The 17628-nt window shown below is 64.8% G+C and carries 12 protein-coding genes; all 12 read right to left on the bottom strand.

The features are described from left to right. Nucleotides 1-8 precede the first annotated feature (8 nt). Nucleotides 9-1472, bottom strand: a complete 1464-nt coding sequence (locus ACJRPG_RS10290; protein ID WP_407999973.1) for a M81 family metallopeptidase — start codon at nucleotides 1470-1472, stop codon at nucleotides 9-11. An 8-nt stretch (nucleotides 1473-1480) separates the two neighbouring features. Beyond that, nucleotides 1481-3100, bottom strand: a complete 1620-nt coding sequence (locus ACJRPG_RS10295; RefSeq protein ID WP_407999974.1) for a serine hydrolase domain-containing protein — start codon at nucleotides 3098-3100, stop codon at nucleotides 1481-1483. Next, the gene (locus tag ACJRPG_RS10300) at nucleotides 3097-4422 is read right to left on the bottom strand and encodes an MFS transporter (protein ID WP_407999975.1); all 1326 of its coding nucleotides are present in this window, start codon (nucleotides 4420-4422) and stop codon (nucleotides 3097-3099) included. Before ACJRPG_RS10300 ends, ACJRPG_RS10295 begins: the two co-directional genes overlap by 4 nt. A 7-nt stretch (nucleotides 4423-4429) precedes the next feature. After that, nucleotides 4430-6445, bottom strand: coding sequence for a serine hydrolase domain-containing protein (locus tag ACJRPG_RS10305; RefSeq protein WP_407999976.1), 2016 nt, complete (start codon nucleotides 6443-6445; stop codon nucleotides 4430-4432). A gap of 15 nt (nucleotides 6446-6460) precedes the next feature. After that, nucleotides 6461-8368, bottom strand: coding sequence for a serine hydrolase domain-containing protein (locus ACJRPG_RS10310; RefSeq protein WP_407999977.1), 1908 nt, complete (start codon nucleotides 8366-8368; stop codon nucleotides 6461-6463). Then, on the bottom strand, nucleotides 8368-10593 hold the full coding sequence (locus tag ACJRPG_RS10315; RefSeq protein ID WP_407999978.1) for a TonB-dependent receptor: 2226 nt from the start codon (nucleotides 10591-10593) through the stop codon (nucleotides 8368-8370). The genes ACJRPG_RS10310 and ACJRPG_RS10315 overlap by 1 nt, the downstream gene beginning before the upstream one ends. Nucleotides 10594-11190: 597 nt before the next feature. After that, nucleotides 11191-12222 carry an arginine N-succinyltransferase gene (gene astA, locus ACJRPG_RS10320; RefSeq protein ID WP_407999979.1) on the bottom strand — a complete coding sequence of 344 codons (1032 nt, stop codon included), beginning with the start codon at nucleotides 12220-12222 and terminating at the stop codon, nucleotides 11191-11193. Nucleotides 12223-12225: 3 nt separating this feature from the next. Continuing rightward, nucleotides 12226-13521: a peptide MFS transporter gene (locus tag ACJRPG_RS10325; protein WP_407999980.1), complete on the bottom strand. Its 1296-nt coding sequence runs from the start codon at nucleotides 13519-13521 to the stop codon at nucleotides 12226-12228. 16 nt (nucleotides 13522-13537) lie between these two features. Next, nucleotides 13538-15028: a M81 family metallopeptidase gene (locus ACJRPG_RS10330; RefSeq protein WP_407999981.1), complete on the bottom strand. Its 1491-nt coding sequence runs from the start codon at nucleotides 15026-15028 to the stop codon at nucleotides 13538-13540. Nucleotides 15029-15030: 2 nt separating this feature from the next. Beyond that, nucleotides 15031-16164, bottom strand: coding sequence for an NAD(P)/FAD-dependent oxidoreductase (locus ACJRPG_RS10335; protein WP_407999982.1), 1134 nt, complete (start codon nucleotides 16162-16164; stop codon nucleotides 15031-15033). A gap of 186 nt (nucleotides 16165-16350) precedes the next feature. Further along, entirely contained in the window at nucleotides 16351-17061 is a 711-nt protein-coding gene (locus tag ACJRPG_RS10340) for a helix-turn-helix domain-containing protein (RefSeq protein WP_407999983.1), read from the bottom strand. Between the two features lie 121 nt (nucleotides 17062-17182). Next, complete coding sequence (locus ACJRPG_RS10345) at nucleotides 17183-17485, bottom strand: hypothetical protein (RefSeq protein ID WP_407999984.1); 303 nt, start codon at nucleotides 17483-17485, stop codon at nucleotides 17183-17185. Between the last annotated feature and the right edge of the window lie 143 nt (nucleotides 17486-17628).

A 17628-nucleotide genomic window follows, 5' to 3' on the forward strand; every position in this document is an offset into this window, starting at 1 on the left:
GTGAATCCTCAAGGATGTTCGTGCGGGTTGCTGACGCGCGGCCAGTAATCCAGGGAGCGCAGGCGGTATGGAATGGCGGCGAAATCGAAGTTCATGGTGCCCGGCGTGCTCACGTACTGCACGGACTGCGCCAGCGGCGCAAACTCGGCGTGGAAATGCTGCGTCGACTTCACCACGATGAAGGCCTTGTCCTCCAGCGTGATACCCATGCCGGTGAAGACGTCGGTGCCATAGGTCTGGGTACGCACCGAGGACAGCACGATGTGCAGCCCGTGCGCCGCTTCCACCCACACGCAGGTGCCCAGCCGCTCGCGGACACCCAGCGCGCTCTGCGAATGGTTTTCCACGATGGCGCGCACCACCACCCTCAGGTCGACCGGCGCGCCGGAGGCCGGGCCGCACTTGCCGCCAATGCGCAGGTCGAGCTGCGTCCCTACGCCGGCGCTCTGGCAGATATGCACTGCACCCAGGTCCCACAGGGCGCCCAGCACCACGTTCCCGATGCCGCGCTCAACGAGCCGCTGCAGGATAAATGTGCTGTCGCACGGTGCGCCGCCGCCGGGGTTGTCGCCGATATCGGCCAGCACCACCGGTTTGCCGGCGGGCGGCTGGCCGCTGTCGATCGCTTCGTCGATACTGGCCACGACGGGCCGGGTGGCTTCGCGCATGGCCCAGAACTCGGCGCCCAGCGTATCCGCGAGCGAGCGCGCCAGCGCCCGATCGTTGTCCGTCACGACCCACAATTTGGCGCCCGCTTCCGGCACATCCCCCCATGGAAATCCATGGCCGAGCGATACCGACAGCACGCCCGGCTGCTGTTCAACTGCCTGCATGCGGCGCACGAAGCCCGCCATCGGCTCGCGCGTGGTGTGCCAGATGCCGACCATCTTGCAGTCGAATACTTCGGCCACGGGACGTACCCGCCCCGCCACGGTATCGACGAGTATGCTGTACAGCTCACGGCCGCGCGGTTCGGCATCGATATGCGGGTATTCCTTGAAAGCGACGATGGCGTCGGCCGATGTATGCATCAGTTCCGTGTAGTGGCAGTGCAGGTCCAGCTCGGCGCCGATGGCGACGTCCGGCCCCACGATGGCGCGGATGCGGGCAATCAGGTCGCCCTCGCAATCGTCGTAGTCCTCGGCCACCATGGCGCCGTGCAGCATCAGCTGCACCGCATCGACCGGCATCGCGGCCCGCAGGTCGTTCAGGATTTCGTCACGCATGGATTCATAAACTTCCTTCACCGTGCGGTTGGCCGGCTGCGCCAGGGCGCAAAGGCTTTCCACGGCCTCGTTGCCGTCGCCTTCGATCAGCTCGCGCAGGAAGCGCAGGATGCCGCCGGTTTCATTCGGCGAGAGGCGGCTGGCGTCGCCATGGAAAATGCCGTACTCCTCGAATCCGCCCCAGCCGGTGGGCGCGGTGGCGAAAGTATTGGTCTCTGTTACCAGCTGGGCGATAAAGAATTTCATGGTGCGCTTCAGTCCTCAATACGTTCCAGGTGGAGGTGCCGCGTGCGCAGGGAATTCATGCGCAAACCGCTCACCTTGCCCCCGGCGCGCTCCACATGCAGGGTGCCGCCGAGCGGTGCGAGCTGGCCGGTGTAAGCCCAGCCGAATATTTCGTGCGAGTACGGCGTGAGCGCCAGCAGATTCGGCCCGTATTCGCTGGCGACGCGAAGCTGCAGCACCTCGCCGTCGAATTCGATATGGGCCTCGGCGCGCAGGTCGGGCGCGCGGTAGCGGCCCACCAGCGGCTTGCCTGCTTCGGCCAGCGGCGGCGGGTCCGGCAGCCGTTCAAGGAGCTGCATGGTTCCTGCATCTTCCAGTTCCAGTGCTTGCGGCGCGGCCCCAGCCTCCACGGCCACCCGGTACGGACCAGTCACGGTACGGCCGAAATCGAGGCAGAGCGCACCGTTCTCTTCGCGCACCGGAATTGCGGGCGAGTTGTGGATGATCAGACCCAGCTTGCCATCCGTCTCGCCAAAGCCGATCACCATGCCGGCCGATGACGACGCGTACCGTGCGCCCACCAGCGGCTGATAGTCTGCGCTGCGCGCAATGCGTTCGGCAGGCAGCGGAAAGGCGCCTTCCCCGAGCACGGCTTCAATGACCTTATTGGCCAGCTCGGGCACGCTGACCGGCGCCCCGTTCGACAGGATCACGATATCCAGCGCGTGCTGCGGCACGGCCAGCATCTGGCAGGTGCCGCCGATCACGGTGCCGCCATGGTGGATCACGTCGATGCCGCGGTACTTCTCCAGCAGCAGGCCGAGTGCATAGCTGCTGTCCATGCCGTTATTCAGGCGCGCGGGGGTCAGCATCTGCTTCCAGCTTTCCTCGCTGCCTACGGAATGCGGTCCGCGCAGGTGGCGCAGCCAGCGCAGCATGTCGCCAACGGTGGAGATGATGGCGCCCTCGCCCTTTACTTCCTCGCTCGGGAAGATGCCGCGGCGGTAGCCGCCGTCCGGCAGCGCAACGTGCATGGTGGCCATGCCGGGATGGATCTCGAAGTCGCTCGGCACGGACGCGGTGTCCAGCATGCCGAGCGGTTCGAAGATGCGCTCCTTCAGGAACTGCTCGAAGCCCATGCCGCTCACGCGCTCGATGGCCAGCGACAGCAGGTGGTAGCCGCCGTTGTTGTACATCATTTTGTCGCCGGGCGCGAAATTGATGCCGGTCTGCCGCGCCTGGACCGCCAGGCCTTCGCCCTTGGGTTTGATCGTCAGCCCGGCCGCCAGGAAACCCACGTCCAGGCTGTCCCGCATGCCCGAGGTGTGCGTCATGAACTGGCGCAGCGTGGGCTCCGGAAGGCCGGCCGGAAGCTCCGGCAGGTAGCGGCGCGCGCCGGCATCGATGTCCAGTTTCCCCTCCTCCGCCAGCAGCAAGGCCGCCAGGCAGGCGAAGTGCTTGGTGGTGGAGCCGATGCGCATGCGCGTTGCCAGCGTATTGCGCACGCCATGTTCAATGCTGGCCAGGCCGAAGGCCTTGCGGTAAAGCGTTTTGCCATGCTGCGCAACGCCCACCACCACGCCGGGCGTATCGCTGCGGTTCGCCGGCTGGAACAGCGCGTCCAGCGCTTCGATAACAGATGCATTCATTTCGTTTCCCGTGGATTGACTTCGCCTGCCACGCGCATCGCGCGCACAAAGGCGGCGCTGGCGGCGATGCTCGTGAGCAGGCCCACGCAGCTGAGCGGAATGAGAATGTCCTTGCCGCCGCCGAACAACTGCGCTGCAACGCTGACCAGCAGGGGCGCAACGCCGTAGGCGGCCATGCCCCCCGCTGCAATGACCAGGCTCACGCAGATGCCGCGCAGTTCATTGGGCAGCACGACCATGATGGCGGACGTGGCGGCGATATTCGCACAGCCGCCGCAGGTCAGCAACAAGGCCAGCGCGACGCCGAACCAGGCTACATCCGGCATTAGCGGGAACAGCGCGGTGGGCACGGACAGCGCCGTGGCTACCACGGCTCCCAGCAGCACGCCCGCCCGGCCCTTCCTGCGCAGCCCGAGGTCTGCGCTGAAGCCACCCAGCACGGCGCCCACGACGCCGGATCCCAGGTTGAGCAATCCCATCCACACGCCGAAATCGGCCGGCGTCTGGTGGAAGTGGCGCGTGAGGACAGGCACGGCCCAGATCGCGGCGGCGGCATCGGCCATGCCGACGGCGACCAGTCCGCCGATCAGCGGCAGCAGGAAGCGGCGATAGGCCCATAAGGCGCGCAGCGCGACACGCAGTTCGCCGCCGCTGTCCGCACCGGCTTCGCGTCGCTGCGGCTCGCGCATCCAGAGCATTGCAATGGCAGTGGCCAGCACCACCGCAGCGAACATCAGCAGCACCACGCGCCATGGCGCCAGCGCGGCCAGTGCACTGCCGGCCGGCAGCGCGGTGGGAATCCAGGGCAGCAGCATGCCCGCCAGGATATAGGCCACGGTGCTTCCGGCAACCTGTCCCAGCGAGGTGAGCGTGATCATGCGGCCGCGCCGGGACGGTTCGCACAAGTCGGCCACCAGCGACAGCGCCGCGGGCTGCGCCGCCACCACCGATCCGGCGACCAGCATGCGGGCGACGAAGGCGGTGGCGAAATTCTGCGCCAGCGCGCACAGCACGCTGCCGGCCGTGCATGCCAGGGCCAGCACAATCATCAGGCGGGCGCGGTTGGTGCGGTCCACCAGCCGGCCCAGGGGAATGGAAATGAGCAGGATCGGCAGCGCGAGCGCCATGCCCTGCAGCAGCGCGATCTGGTGATTGCCGAGCCCGAGGTCGGCGCTCACCAGTTCCTGCATCGGGCTCAGTGCATAGCGCGCCGCCGTGCCGGTAAACAAGGACAGCGTAATGAGGCCGATGGCCGCGTTGCGCCGGGCGCCGCGCGGCACGGCGCCGGCGGCGCTGCCGTCCAGTACGGTGGCTTGGGGCATGGCGGGATCAGTAGTTCAGGTTCCAGCTCAGCAGCTGGCCGACCAGGCCAATCCATACGAAGCCCAGCAGGGCAAGCGCCACCAGGACCGCCCAGCTGCGCGCCAGCCGCGATGCATCGCTGCGCAGCATGCGCCATGCCGCCCACACCCCGGCCGCAGCCGCGGCGACGGCGAGGACGCCGCTCAGTTCCACCGCGCCCACCAGCCAGTCGTTCGAGCTGTTGTACATGCCGAAATCGGTGTTCAGGATAGGCTGGATCAGGATGATCCACGCCACCATCCAGGCCAGCGACACGCCTGCCGACAGGCGCTGCACCTTGCGCAGGCGCTGCAGCTCCGGCGAAGCGCCGCTGCTGGCGCGGTCGGCGCGGCGCAGCAGTGCGCCCAGCGGCCACAGGACCAGCGTTGCAACGATGACCAGCAGCGACAGCACGAGGATCGCAAGCGTCAGCGGCGCCGAATGCAGGAAGGACGATTCCTGCAGCACGGAGACCGGATTCTCGCTGTCGATTACCGTCTTCACGCCGTCGATCTCTTTCAGCGCGAGCATCTGGGCGCCGCCCACCTTGCGCCACAGCTGCGGACCTACTTCGCGGTAAGTCACCATCTCGCCCGGCCCGCCCGGCGCCGTGATGGTGCCATCCGGGTTGGCGGTGATGACAGTCTGCTCCAGCAGGTAGAACACGCTCAGGAAACCATGCTCCACACGGCGCGAGCTCTGGTAGCGGCCCGCAATCTTCTGTGCGTCGCTTGCGGCGGACGCCAGCGCCGGCGCTTCAGTGGCGGCAGGCGCCGGGAAATAGCGGTCCATGAAGCCGTCGAACAGCTCCTTGCGGGCACCATAGACGGCGGCATCCTTGCCCCGGCTGTTATAGCTGAAGAAGATGCCTACGCCTTCTTCCGGCAGCAGGTTGAATTCGGTATGGAACACCACCGTGTCGCCGCCATGGCCGATCACCGTGCGGCCGTTTTGTTTACCGTGGAAGAAGCCGTGCGCCATCACGCTGAAACCCGGCAGGCCCTCATGCGTGGGGCTGTGCATGCGGGCGGTGGTGGCCGGGTCCAGCATGGCATAGCCATCCAGGCTGCCCTGCTGCAGGTGGGCCAGCATGAAGCGGCTCATGTCCGCCGCCGTGGTGCTTACGCTGCCGGCCGGCGCCGTTACCACCAGCTCGAATTCGGACGGCGGCAGGCTGGCCGTGTGGTAGCCCTTGCCGCCGAGGCCTTTGAACTGCTCGGGCAGCGGCTGCCTGAACGTGGAGTGCTTCATGCCCAGCGGCCGGAAGATGTGGCGCTCGACATAATCTTCGAACGGTTCGCCCGACACGCGCTGCACGATATAGCCCGCCAGCGACACGCCGTAGTTGGAATACCCCGGCACCGCGCCCGGCGCGAACAGCATGGGACGCGGGTGCTCCTTCAGGTATTGCTCGGTGGTCGGCTTGACCTTGGGGTCGTAGACCAGCAGATCCTTCAGTCCTTCCTCGAAGCCGGCGCGATGGTTCATCAGGTGCCGCATGGTGATCGGCTTGCCGAACGGTTCCTCAATCTTGAAATCCAGGTAGTCGTTGACGTTGCGGTCAAGGTCGATTTTCCCCTGCTGCACCAGCTGCATGACCGCCGTCCAGGTAAACAGCTTGGAGGTGGAGCCGGGACGCACCATCGTCTTCTCCGGGTCCATCGGCTTTTTGGCGGCCACATCGTCCAGGCCATACCCCTTCTGCAGCAGCACCTTGCCGTCCTTGACCACGGAGATCACCATGCCGGCGATATCGCCGCTCTTCAGGGCATACGGCACCCTGCCGTCCAGCCAGGCGGACAGGTCTTCCGCATCGAGCCGGCGGGCGGTGGGCTCCGCCACGTCGCGCCCGGGCTTGGGCGAAAGGCCGGCCTTGATTGCCGCCTGCTGGTCCGGCACCACCGCAGCCGGCTGGGCTTTCGCGTCGCTCTGGGCCGCTCCAGATGGCCCCGCGAGACCGAGCAGCAGGCCAAGCATGGCGGCTGATTGCAAAAATGCTTTCATCGGATAATCCTTGAATCAGTAGTTCGGATTGAAGCTCAACACCTTGTGGCAGAAGCCCACCACCACCAGCACGGCGAAGGCCAGCACCCACAGCACCGCCAGCACGCACGCCCAGCGGGTGCCGGACGCGAACACGGTCCGCGCATGCCACAGCGCCGCCAGCAGGCCGCCAACAAAGCCGATGATGGCCGTCAGTTGCGAAAGCACCAGCAGCACGGAGATGTCCTTCAGCTCTTCCAGCGCCACCACGGACATGGTCCAGAGCACGAGGCTCAGCACCGCGACGCAACTGGCGATGCGCACCAGCGTAGTGCTGCGGCCGGGTGCTGGCGCCCCATGCTTGCGGCGCAGGATGGAGGCGACCGGCCAGAGCAGCACGGTAAACAGCACGACCGCCACTGCCGCCAGCAGCAGCATCAGCACAAGGGGGCTGGCCATGAATGGCACCGGCTCGAACACGAAGGCGAATACATACGGCTCCAGGCCCCAGCGCTTCACCTTGCCGTTTTCGACGATGGCCTGCAGGCGGCGCTTGCCGTTCTGCTCCTCCCACAGCCATGGCTTGACCTCGCGGTAAACGCTGCGTTCACCGGCCAGTGCCACCGCCAGGTTGCCGTCCTCCAGTGCTTCCACCTTCAGGGGGCTGAGCAGCTGCAGCAGCGAGAGCCAGGTGGAATCTTCGCGGCGCGAATTGCGGTAGGCGCCAGCCATGGCCTGCGCGTGCGCCTTGGCCGTTGCGGCGTCCACCGTTGAAGCGGCTTTTGGACGCATATCCGGCAGGTAGCGGTCGGCGAAGGAATTGAACAGGCGTTCACGCAGCCATTTCCCCAGGTCGTGGCGGCCGCCCGCATTCACCGACACATACAGGCCGATGCCATCGTCCGGGAACAGCGTCAGCGAAGTATGGAACAGCAGCGTATCGCCGCCATGGGCCACCACGCGGTGGCCATTCACATCCTGCTGGTAGAAGCCAAGGCCGATGCCAGAGAGATCCGGCATGCCGCGCGTGATGGTGTTGTGCATCTGCTTCACCGTCTCCGGCTTGAGCAGCTGCGCCTCGCCCAGCTTGCCCTGGTTGAGGTAAGCCATCATGAAGCGCCCCATGTCGGCGCCGGTGGACGACAGGCTGCCCGCGGGCGCCATATTGACCACTTCGAAGCCTTTCGGTTTCTCGTCCTGGCTGGTATAGCCCTGCGACATCTGCGCTTTCATGGCCGCCGGCAGCGGCTGGCGGAAGGTGGAGTCCTTCATGCCGAGCGGCGCAAAGATGTGCTGCTCCATGTATTCGTCGAAGGACTTGCCGCTGACGCGTTCAACGATGTAGCCGGCCAGCGCGGTGGCGTAGTTCGAATAGCCTTGCGTGGTGCCGGGGTCGTAGATATACGGCGGGATATAGCTCTTGAGTACCTTGCCGGTATCGGGCGTGACGGTGGTGTAGGTGATCAGGTCGCGCGCGCTTTCTTCGAGACCGGTGGTATGCGTGAGCACATGGCGCAGCGTGAGGGCCTTGCCATTGCGCGCAGGGATCTTGAAGTCGATGTAGCGGTTCAGGTCCACATCGAGGTCAAGCTTGCCCTGCTCCACCAGCTGCATCACAGCGGTCCAGGTGAACAGTTTCGAGACCGAGCCGGGACGGAACAGCGTACGCTGCGCGTCCACGGGAGTGCCCTTCTCCCAGTCCGAGAAGCCATAGCCTTTCTGCACCAGCGGCTGGCCGTCCTTGACCAGCACGACCACGGCGCCGGGCACACCGGCAGCGCGCAGTGCACTCGGCATCTGGCCGTCGAGCCAGGCCTCGGCATCGGCCGCCGTCAGTGGCGTTGCCTGGGGTTGAGCGAAGCCCGGCTGCATGAAGCCCATGCCGAGCGCTGCGAATGCCAGCTGGGCCGCCACCAGCCATTTGCGGAGAGCGAGGCGGCGCATCAGAAGTTCACCGCCACATTCATGCCGACGGTACGCGGCGCAGCCGGCGTTGCACGCAGCGGGCCGCCGAAGGCGGTCAGCGCGGTATCGCCGCCCAGCAGGGCGCGCTTGTCAGTCAGGTTGCGCACGAAGGCCGACAGCTGCCACTTGCCGAAGTCCACGCCGAACTGAGCATCCACCATCGTGTACGCCGGGAGACTGAAGTTCGGCACCGAGGTACCCACGCGGTCGAAACCGGCGTTGCGCTGTCCCACATGGCGCACATTCAGGCCTGCATACGAAGGCTTGCCGGCGAGGGCAAAGCTGTAGCGCGCGCCGATGGAAGTGGACAGCTTCGCGGTGTTCGGCAGGCGCGATCCGTCCGGGCCGAGGGCCGGCGCATCTTCAGCCAGCTCCGCGTCGGTATAAGCAAGGCTGCCTTCCAGGTTCCAGTGCTCATCCAGCTTGTAGCGCGTTGCCAGCTCAAGGCCGCGCACTTCAGCCTTGCCGGCATTGGTCGTCAGCGTGGTCGCGCCGATGGCCAGCGGCTGTTGCAGCTTGTCCCAATGGATGTTGAACAGCGCGGCTTCCAGGAACAGGCGCTTGTCCAGCAGGTCGGCCTTGTAGCCGAGTTCATAGCTCCACAGCGTATCGGGACCGAACTGGGTCGGTGCACCCGGCACCACCTGGCCGTTCTGGTCGATGGCGGGCGGATTCGGACCGCCGGGGCGGTAGCCGCTGGCGGCGCGCACGTACACGCTGCTGAACTTGTCGATCGAATAGCGGGCCGTGGCCAGGTAGGTGCGGGAGTCGTCCTTCGCCGGAGTCTCGAAGTCCTTTACCCCGTTGGTCGAGGTGCCATAGACCTGGCGGTTGCGCGCCACCCGCGCACCCAGCGTATAGGACCAGGCAGCGGTAGGGTTATAGGTTACGTCGCCATAGACGGCATTCTCCGTATAGCTCGATGGCTGGCCGGAAGTTACCAGCGTCAGCTCTGAACCGTCGGCTGCCATCTGGGCAAACAGGCGCTGCGAGCGGTCGCCGGTTTCCTTGTTGTGGTAGAAGCCCAGCAGCCATTCCACGGTGCCGCGCGCGGAAGTCAGGCGCGCTTCCTGGGTGCGTTTGCGCAGGTGGATGTCGTTATCCAGTTCGCCAAAATTGAAGTCAGGGCTGCCGATGATGTCGGTCGCGTCGAGCGCCGTATTGCCGTCGAAACGCTGGGCCGAGGTGATGAAGTTGAAACGCGCCCAGCCGAAATCGTATTCGAGGTCGCCCGACAGCAGGCGGCTCCTGATGCGGTACGGCTCATAGGTGTCCCGCTTCTGCGTGAGGTCGCCGTACATCGGCTCGCCCGTCGCCACGCTGTATTGCGAAACGCCGGTGCCGTTGCGCTGGATGGTCTGCTGCGTGGCAGTCAGGCGGATGCGCATTTTCGACATTGGGTCGATGACCAGCGACACCCGGCCGCCGCGCGTATTGCCGTCATTGACGTTTTCGCCCGGAGCGCGGCCGGCGGCCGTGATATAGCCGCCATCGTGGTCATTGAAGGCGGCCACGCGCAGGCCTGCCACGCCTTCGCTGAGCGGCACGTTCAGCACCACGTTTTCCGTATGTCCCAGGTCGCCGTTTTTACTGCTGCGCACACCGAAACCCACCTTGCCGGAGAAGTTTTCCGTATCGGGCGTGTTGGTCACGTATTTGAGCAGGCCGCCCATGGCACCCGCGCCATACAGCGTGCCCTGGGGACCGCGCAGCAGTTCGATATGGTGCAGGTCGAGCAATGCCATATCCAGCGCGGACACCGCCTCGCCCACAAAAGCGGTGCTGGAGCCGAACGCCACTTCATCGACGTAGATGCCCACGGTCGGTGCGCTCATGCTGCCCACCGAAACGCCACGGATATTGACCTGGCCCCGGCCAGGACCGCCATCGCTGCTCACATGCACGCCAGGCAGCGTGCCCACATAATCGCTCAGCGACGCTGCGCCGGCGCTCTCCAGCCCTTCCACGCTCAGGGTTTCCACCCGCAGCGGCACGTCGCGCAGAGGTTCGCGGCGGCGGGTAGCGCTCACGGTAACAACGTCCGCCAGCGGCGCGCTGGCGGCGGCGGGAGCGGCCGGGGTTTCCGCCGCGGCAGGAGCAGCGCTTTGGGCGGGTGCGGCCTGCTCTGCTTGCGCCGACGCCTGCGCGCAGGCCAACGCGAAGATGGACGCGACGGCCAGCGAGATCGCGCGGGGACGCGGCATGTTGCCTCCGCGTGTTCGTTCTGATGCAAGGACTAGCGAGGGGGTATTCGACAGCTGCAGCGATGGACGGAACATTTTTTTGATCTCCTTATGGTGGCGTGATAGCGCTCTTTTCTAAATGTACATAATTTTCCAGAATTATCCAATAAGAAAAAATATTCATTCGTTTGCACTTTCGGAAAACACACACTTTTCACCGCCTCCTCATAGGGAGGAATGCCGCATGGCAGCGCGTTTGACTGTGGAAGATCAACAACAGCCGGATGCGCGGTGCGGGGCCGTTTTTTGAGCCGGAAACGACATTTATTTTCTATTTTAGAAAACTGTGCGATGATTCCAGCTCCCGACACTTCCGCCCGAGGCCAAAAATGGAGAACCGAAGCAATCAGCCAGCATGGAAACGGGTTCTTGGCGGCTTCCGGCGCATGGTGGAAACGGAGCTGGGCGACGAACAGTTCTGTGCCGGCTGCCAGGAGTTCTGGCCGCTCGACAGGGAGTTCTTTGTGTTTTCACACAGCAGCGCGAGCTACGAGTGCAAGGCCTGCATCGGTGAACGGAAGGCGGCACGGAAGCCCCGCCAGCCCGGCGCCACAGCGCTTACTGCGGCTGGCTGACACGGCCAGACATCGCCAGCATACGCACCTCAGCCCCGCTGCCGAGGGCAAGGGCCTTCAGTGCCGCCTGGGGAAGGACGGCGGCGTCGGCCATCGGATCGGCTTTGGCCGCAACGACCCTGAAGTTTTCCCGCTCAACGTTCGCCACCAGCGAAACCGTTGTGCCGGCAGCCTCCCCTGCCCTTGCCTCCAGCAGCCGGCTCTCGCGCACGGCGCGCAGGTCGCGCACATTCGCCTGCAGCACCGGGCCGGCGTCGAAAATATCGATATAGCCGTCGAAATTCAGGCCCTCCTGTTCCAGCAGGCGGCGGGCCGGAACGGTTTCGGGATGCGTTTTGCCGATGACCTCACGCGCCCCGGCGCCCAGCAGATGCGTGTACAAGGGCAGCCTGGGAACCAGCTGCTCGATGAATTGCCGGTCGCCCATGCCGCAGCGGTCATCGGCGTCCTGGAAATCCATGTGGAAGAAGTGGCGGCCCACGCCCTCCCAGAACGGCGATGTGCCGTCCGCGCTCTGATAGCCGCGCATCTCCGCAAAGATCTTCTGCGAAAAGAGCTGCGGGAACTGGGCGATGAACAGCAGCCGCGATTTCGACAGCAGCTTGCCGTTCCAGCCCTGCCGGTAATCCGGATGCAGGTACAGCGAACACAGTTCGGATGCTCCGGACAGGTCGTGGCACAGGTGCAGGGACTGCACGCGGTTCACGCGCAAGGGGTCCGGGCTCGAATGCACCGAGGTGCTGATGCGGTAGTTGTAGAACGGCTCGTTGACGCCAACCGCCCCCTTGATGGCGGAAACGCCGCAGACGCGCTGCCGCTCCAGGTCTTCAAGCACGAACAGGTAGTCCGCCTCATGCGCCGCAGCTTGGCCGGCGAAGGACGCAGCAACGATGCCGAGCCGGTTCCTGAGCGAAGCGCGGTCCGGTTTCAGCGTCGTCATGCCTGCGCCTATGCCGCGCGCCAGCTCAAGGACCGCTTCCAGATCGTTTTCGACAGCGTTACGTACCACCAGCATGATTCATGGCGCCTGCATATCTGATTGCCGGGGCATCGCCTGCATCAACGGCTGCCGCTGGCGTTTCTGGATGATGGACAGCAGCAGGCCAGAGAAGCAGCACAACCCCGCGATCATCAGGAAGAATCCCGCCGGCGTCATGTACTCCCACGCCGTGCCGATCACACCGGACAGGAAGTTGCCCGCGAAGGAGGCGGAGAACCATGCCGCAATGGTCGTCGCGCCGAACCGCGCTGGCGCCAGTACTGCAAACAGCCCCAGGCCAATGGGAAGGATATGCAGCTCCGCCAGCGTGAAGACCGCGAAAAACACGACCAGCCAGATCCAGCTCACCGAGTTCGGCGCGGCGGAAGAAAAGAAGATCAGCATGGCGAGCAGGCCGAAGGCAGCGCCCACGCCCACCGCCCCCATCGTCATGCGGCTCAGGGCCGGCGGCGTGGCGATGCCGCGCGCTTCGCGCCGCATCCAGGCCTGCACCAGCAATGGGCTGATGAGGAACACGAACATGGGATTCAGCGACTGGAACCAGGTGACGGGAATCTGCCAGCCGAAGGCCAGCCGGTCAATGCTGGTGTCGGCCCAGATCGCGAGCGTGTTCCCGGTCTGTTCGTAGGCACTGCGGAACAGCACCACGGCGAACCATACGCTCAGCAGCAGTCCGATATTGCTCTGCCCCGCCGCCGTTTCGGCCGTGGGAACCGGCCGCGCCTCCTCCCGGTCGGAAGGCAGGTGCTTGCTCCCCATGACATACACCAGCAGGCCAAGGCACATGCCGATACCGGCCGCGCCAAAGCCATAATGCCAGCCATAGATCTCACCCAGCGCACCGCAGATCAGCGGCGCCAGGAAGCCGCCCAGGTTCACGCCCACATAGTAGACATTGAAGGCAGACACCGCGCGCGGATCCCCCTTCGGATACAGCAGCGGCACCTGGCTCGGAAGGTTCGGCAGGAACAGGCCGTTCCCCAGGGCGATGAAGGCCATGGCGATGAAGAACATGGACTCGAAGGTCATCATGAAATGGCCGACCGCCATCAGCAGGCCGCCGATGATGACCGCCCGCTTGCGCCCCAGCCAGCGGTCCGCGATGATGCCGCCGAAGATCGGCGTCAGGTAGACGCTGGCGGCGTAGCTGCCGAAGATCAGCGAAGCCGTGGCCTGGCTGAACTGCAGCTCCTTCGTCATGTAGTAGATCTGCAGTGCCCGCATGCCGAAGAAGGAAAACTTCTCCCACATCTCGGTAAGGAACAGGATGGTGAGCCCTTTGGGCTGGCCGAACCAGGTGTCTTTAGTCTGCATGGTGGTCGATCGCTTTTCAGGAGATGGCGGACTCGTTCACCTCGTCGAGCGGCCAGATGGGCCGCCGCAGATGGACGAAAGGAAGGCGCGCAAGGTCGCTGTTCAAGGTGCCGGGCGCATCGCAGAAGATGGTCTCGGCCGCGATGGCGTCGAAACAGGCGCGGAAATGCCGAGTCGATTTGACAACCACCAGGCGCTTGGCCGACAGGTCGATACCCAGCTCGGTAAAGCACTCGGGTGAGAACACCTGCTGCCGTTTGCTGTTGAGGACGATATCGATGCCGCCCGCGCGAATCGCCACCGCTTCGCCCAGCGCTTCGGTAAATTTTCCCGCAAGGCCGTGCTGGCGCGCGTCGCTGCGCACCGCCAGCACCGTGGCCAGCACATCGACGGACGAGCCCGAAGCCGGACCGACCTTGCCGCCGATGCGCAGCGCGATCTGGGCGCCGACACCCGCATCCCGCGCCAGCTGCACCGCTTGCGGATCCCATATCATGCCCAGCGCGACACCCTCCGCCTGGCGTTCGATCAGTTCGCGCAGGATGAAAGTGCTGTCGCATGCAGCTCCGCCGCCGGGGTTATCCGAGCCGTCCGCCACTACCACCAGCTCACCGGCAGCGCGCGGCGCCAACGCCTTGTCCACGGCCTCGCTCACCGGCAGGCTGCTCTTGGTGCCCAGCCAGCGCAGCGCGAAGAAGTCCTTTGCCACCTGCATGGCGATAGCTTGTGCTGCCGCCGCAGGCTGCGCGCCCGTATCAAAATACACCATGACGGCCGCACTGGTAGCCTCCGCGTCCGACCACGGGAAACCATGCATCACCGAGATGGACAGGATGCCGGGGCTGCGTTCCAGCGTGAAGATGCGGCTCAGGAAGGCCCGCATCGGCGGCTCGCCGGTGCCGAATAATCCCAGCATGGGCACGCGCTGCGTCACAATACCGGGCTGGCAGGCGCCACGCGCCATACCGGTGAGGATGGCATGCAGCTCGCGCGTGCGCTCCAGATAGTCGGTATGGGGATATTCCTTGCATGCGATCAGCACCGCGCCGCTGGCAGTCATCATCGACGTGAGATTGCCATGCAGGTCCAGCAGCACGCCAACCGGAACGCGCGGACCGACCAGCTGCCGCACGCGCGCCAGCAGGTCGCCTTCGCAATCGTCATAGCCATGCGCGATCATCGCGCCGTGCAGCACCAGCGTTACCGCGTCCACATCCTTCGCCGCCGCCAGCTGGGCAAGCAGCTCATCGCGCAAGGCCTCGTAAACCTGGCGCGAAGCCGGACCGCCGGGCTGCGCCCAAGCGCACAGTCCCAGTGTTACCTCGTCGCCGCGCTCCTGCGCAACATCGCGGACAAAGCCGTAGCCCGGAAAATCCAGCGCCTTCTTCAAGGCCTCGCCATCGTCGCCGGGGCGGTAAAGAATGCCCTCCTCGAAGGAACGCATCGTCGTCGGGATTGGCGAAAAACTGTTGGTCTCGTGCGCCAGCGCGGCAAGGAAGATATGCATGATCAGGATTGGAAACGTGCAGGACTGATACGGGCGGGATCAAAGCCGAATCCAGCATAGGCATTAGCCGCGGCCTTGCCCAGCAAAACATCGGCATAGTACTTGCCGGCTGCAGGCGCCGACTGGATGCCATAGCCACCCTGCCCTGCGGCCCAGAAGAAGCCCGGCAAGTGGCCGTCGAAGCCACCGACAAGTTCTCCATCCGCGACAAAACTGCGCAGCCCCGCCCAAACATGGCTCGGGCGGCGGATCTGCAGGGTCGTGAAACGCTGGATATTGTCGATGGCGATGGCAATATCCAGCTCCTCCGCCTGCACGTCGTGCGGCAGCACGGGGTCTTCATTGCACGGAGAACCAAGCAGCATGCCAGCATCCGGCTTGATATAGAAAGACTGCGTCACATCGAGGAACAGCGGCCAGTGCGCGCTTGGGATGCCTTCGGGCGGCGTAAAGATGAAAGCCGAGCGGCGCTTCGGCACCAGCCCAACCGGCATGGCGCCGGCCATCTGCGCCACCAGGTCAGCCCAGGCGCCTGCGGCGTTGACCACCACCTGGGCCTGGTAGCTGCCCTGGCTCGTATCGACCTGCCACACGCCGCCACTGTGCTGGATGCTGGTGATATCCACGCCGAATACGGTGCTGCTGCCATTCTTGCGGGCCGAACGCAGGAAACCCTGCAGCAGCGCATCCACATCGATGTCCGCCGCATCCTTTTCCAGCACGCCCCCGATCACCAGTTCGCGCCGCAGCACCGGCAGGAACTCGACCGCTTCGGCGGCACTGAGCCGCTCGCACGGCGAGGACGTTTCGCGCACCGAGGCTTCGTGGGCATCCAGTTCCGCCTCCTGCCCGATGCCGCCGAACACGAAGGCGCCGCGCGGCGACAGCAGCGGGTGCTCGCAGAAACTCGCCGGTGGATTGTTGAAGAAGTCCAGGCTGGCGCGCGTCAGCGCACGCACCTGCGCAGGCCCGTAGCTCTCCATGAACAGCGCCGCGGAACGGCCGGTGCTGTGATAGCCCGGCTGCGCCTCCCGCTCCAGCATGATGACCCGCGCCGACTGCGACAGCCAGTACGCCAGCGACGCGCCGCCGATACCGGCACCGATGACAATAAAATCCGCCTTCTGATGGCTCATATGATTCACGCCCGTCTCAAATTTTTCTATTTGCGAAAACTATTCTCATACCGAAAGATATGCGAAAGCCTCGCGGGAGCGCAAGAAGTTTCTGAAAAATTTGAAAAATGCGGCGTTACGCCAACAACGCGGGCAAATGCGAACAGCCCGGATAACCGGGCTGCTTGCATGGTGAATGGAGGGGGATTACTTCTTCGGGGACTTGCGCGGGGCCTTGGGCTGCGCCGGCGCCGCGGCGGCGGGCGCGGTATCGACCAACGCCGCATACGTCACTTCCGAGCCGGGTTCGTCGGAGGTGCAGACCGAGAGCACGCGGCACTTGCCCGCGCCGACATTGATGTAGGCGTGCGCCATGCCGCTATCGAAGTAGATGGAGTCGCCCGTCTCCAGCCGCACCGGGGCATAGAGGTCGGTGTACAGGTCCACCGTACCTTCCAGCACAATGGCAAACTCCTCGCCCGGATGGCGGATGAGCTCTCCGAACTCCTCGATCGAGCGCGCATGGATTTCGGCGAAGATCGGCACCGAGCGCTTGTTCAGCAGGTCCGCCGCCGGATAGAGGTGCGAGTAGTTCGGCGTGTTGATCGCGTAGCCCGTGCCGGCACGGTTGATGCTGCGCCGGCCGCTGGAGGCAGGCATGGCAGGCTTTCCGGACATCGGCGTCCCTCCGGTAAACAGCTGGGAAATATCCACTTCCAGCGCCTTGCAGATGCGCACCAGCTTGTCGTAGCTGAGCGACATCTTGTTGTTTTCGATCTTGGAAATGGTGGACATCGGCATGCCGGTCTTCTCTCCGGCTTCGATCAGCGTCATGCCGCGTTCCTTACGGATGCGCCGCAGCGATTCGCCCAGATTGCCGTCCCGTTCCGCGCTGCTGCCAGGTTTTCTGCTCGCCATATTGCTCCCCAATAGAGTGCAATCATTATACGGCGAAACATGCGCAAATTGAAAACTCTGGCTCCCGCCTTTCCACGATGGCAAATCGGCCCTCATCAGAAGTGGCCCCGTTATCTGAATTTCAGGCTCGATGATCGTTTTCGGCCGAGCAGCACCCGACCGTATAACGCAGCGTATCGAACTGCATTACTGCGGTATCGCTAGTAAGCGCACTAAACTGGACCACCATATCCTGGAGACCTACCCCGTTAGTGAATCGACCAGCGCCGGGGCAGAAGCCTGATGGGCTGGCCCGGTGGTGCGTGCCGCTGTAGCGCCGGTCGTAGCTGCGCGCCATGCCGCTGCCGCGCTGATGCGTTTCGCGCACTTCGCGGCCCCAGCTGTCGTACTCCGTCGTGCTGGCGAAGTTCTCGCCGCCCAGCATGGCCGTTACCGTCGCCGGCCGGCCCACGCTGTCGTAGGTGTGCAGCGGCGGAAGTCCTTGACGGTGTTGGCCAGCGTATACGCTTCCACCAGGCGGCCGCAGCTCTTGCCCAGGGCGCAGTGGCCCGAGCCGTCGCTGTCGTA

This window comes from Pseudoduganella rhizocola (genome assembly GCF_045984285.3).
Taxonomy (GTDB): Bacteria; Pseudomonadota; Gammaproteobacteria; order Burkholderiales; family Burkholderiaceae_D; genus Rugamonas.

Bases quoted from the DNA above. Each gene is read 5' to 3' on its own strand.
- ACJRPG_RS10290 (WP_407999973.1), bottom strand. From the start codon at position 1,472: ATGAAATTCTTTATCGCCCAGCTGGTAACAGAGACCAATACTTTCGCC.
- ACJRPG_RS10295 (WP_407999974.1), bottom strand. From the start codon at position 3,100: ATGAATGCATCTGTTATCGAAGCGCTGGACGCGCTGTTCCAGCCGGCG.
- ACJRPG_RS10300 (WP_407999975.1), bottom strand. From the start codon at position 4,422: ATGCCCCAAGCCACCGTACTGGACGGCAGCGCCGCCGGCGCCGTGCCG.
- ACJRPG_RS10305 (WP_407999976.1), bottom strand. From the start codon at position 6,445: ATGAAAGCATTTTTGCAATCAGCCGCCATGCTTGGCCTGCTGCTCGGT.
- ACJRPG_RS10310 (WP_407999977.1), bottom strand. From the start codon at position 8,368: ATGCGCCGCCTCGCTCTCCGCAAATGGCTGGTGGCGGCCCAGCTGGCA.
- ACJRPG_RS10315 (WP_407999978.1), bottom strand. From the start codon at position 10,593: ATGCCGCGTCCCCGCGCGATCTCGCTGGCCGTCGCGTCCATCTTCGCG.
- astA (WP_407999979.1), bottom strand. From the start codon at position 12,222: ATGCTGGTGGTACGTAACGCTGTCGAAAACGATCTGGAAGCGGTCCTT.
- ACJRPG_RS10325 (WP_407999980.1), bottom strand. From the start codon at position 13,521: ATGCAGACTAAAGACACCTGGTTCGGCCAGCCCAAAGGGCTCACCATC.
- ACJRPG_RS10330 (WP_407999981.1), bottom strand. From the start codon at position 15,028: ATGCATATCTTCCTTGCCGCGCTGGCGCACGAGACCAACAGTTTTTCG.
- ACJRPG_RS10335 (WP_407999982.1), bottom strand. From the start codon at position 16,164: ATGAGCCATCAGAAGGCGGATTTTATTGTCATCGGTGCCGGTATCGGC.
- ACJRPG_RS10340 (WP_407999983.1), bottom strand. From the start codon at position 17,061: ATGGCGAGCAGAAAACCTGGCAGCAGCGCGGAACGGGACGGCAATCTG.
- ACJRPG_RS10345 (WP_407999984.1), bottom strand. From the start codon at position 17,485: ATGCTGGGCGGCGAGAACTTCGCCAGCACGACGGAGTACGACAGCTGG.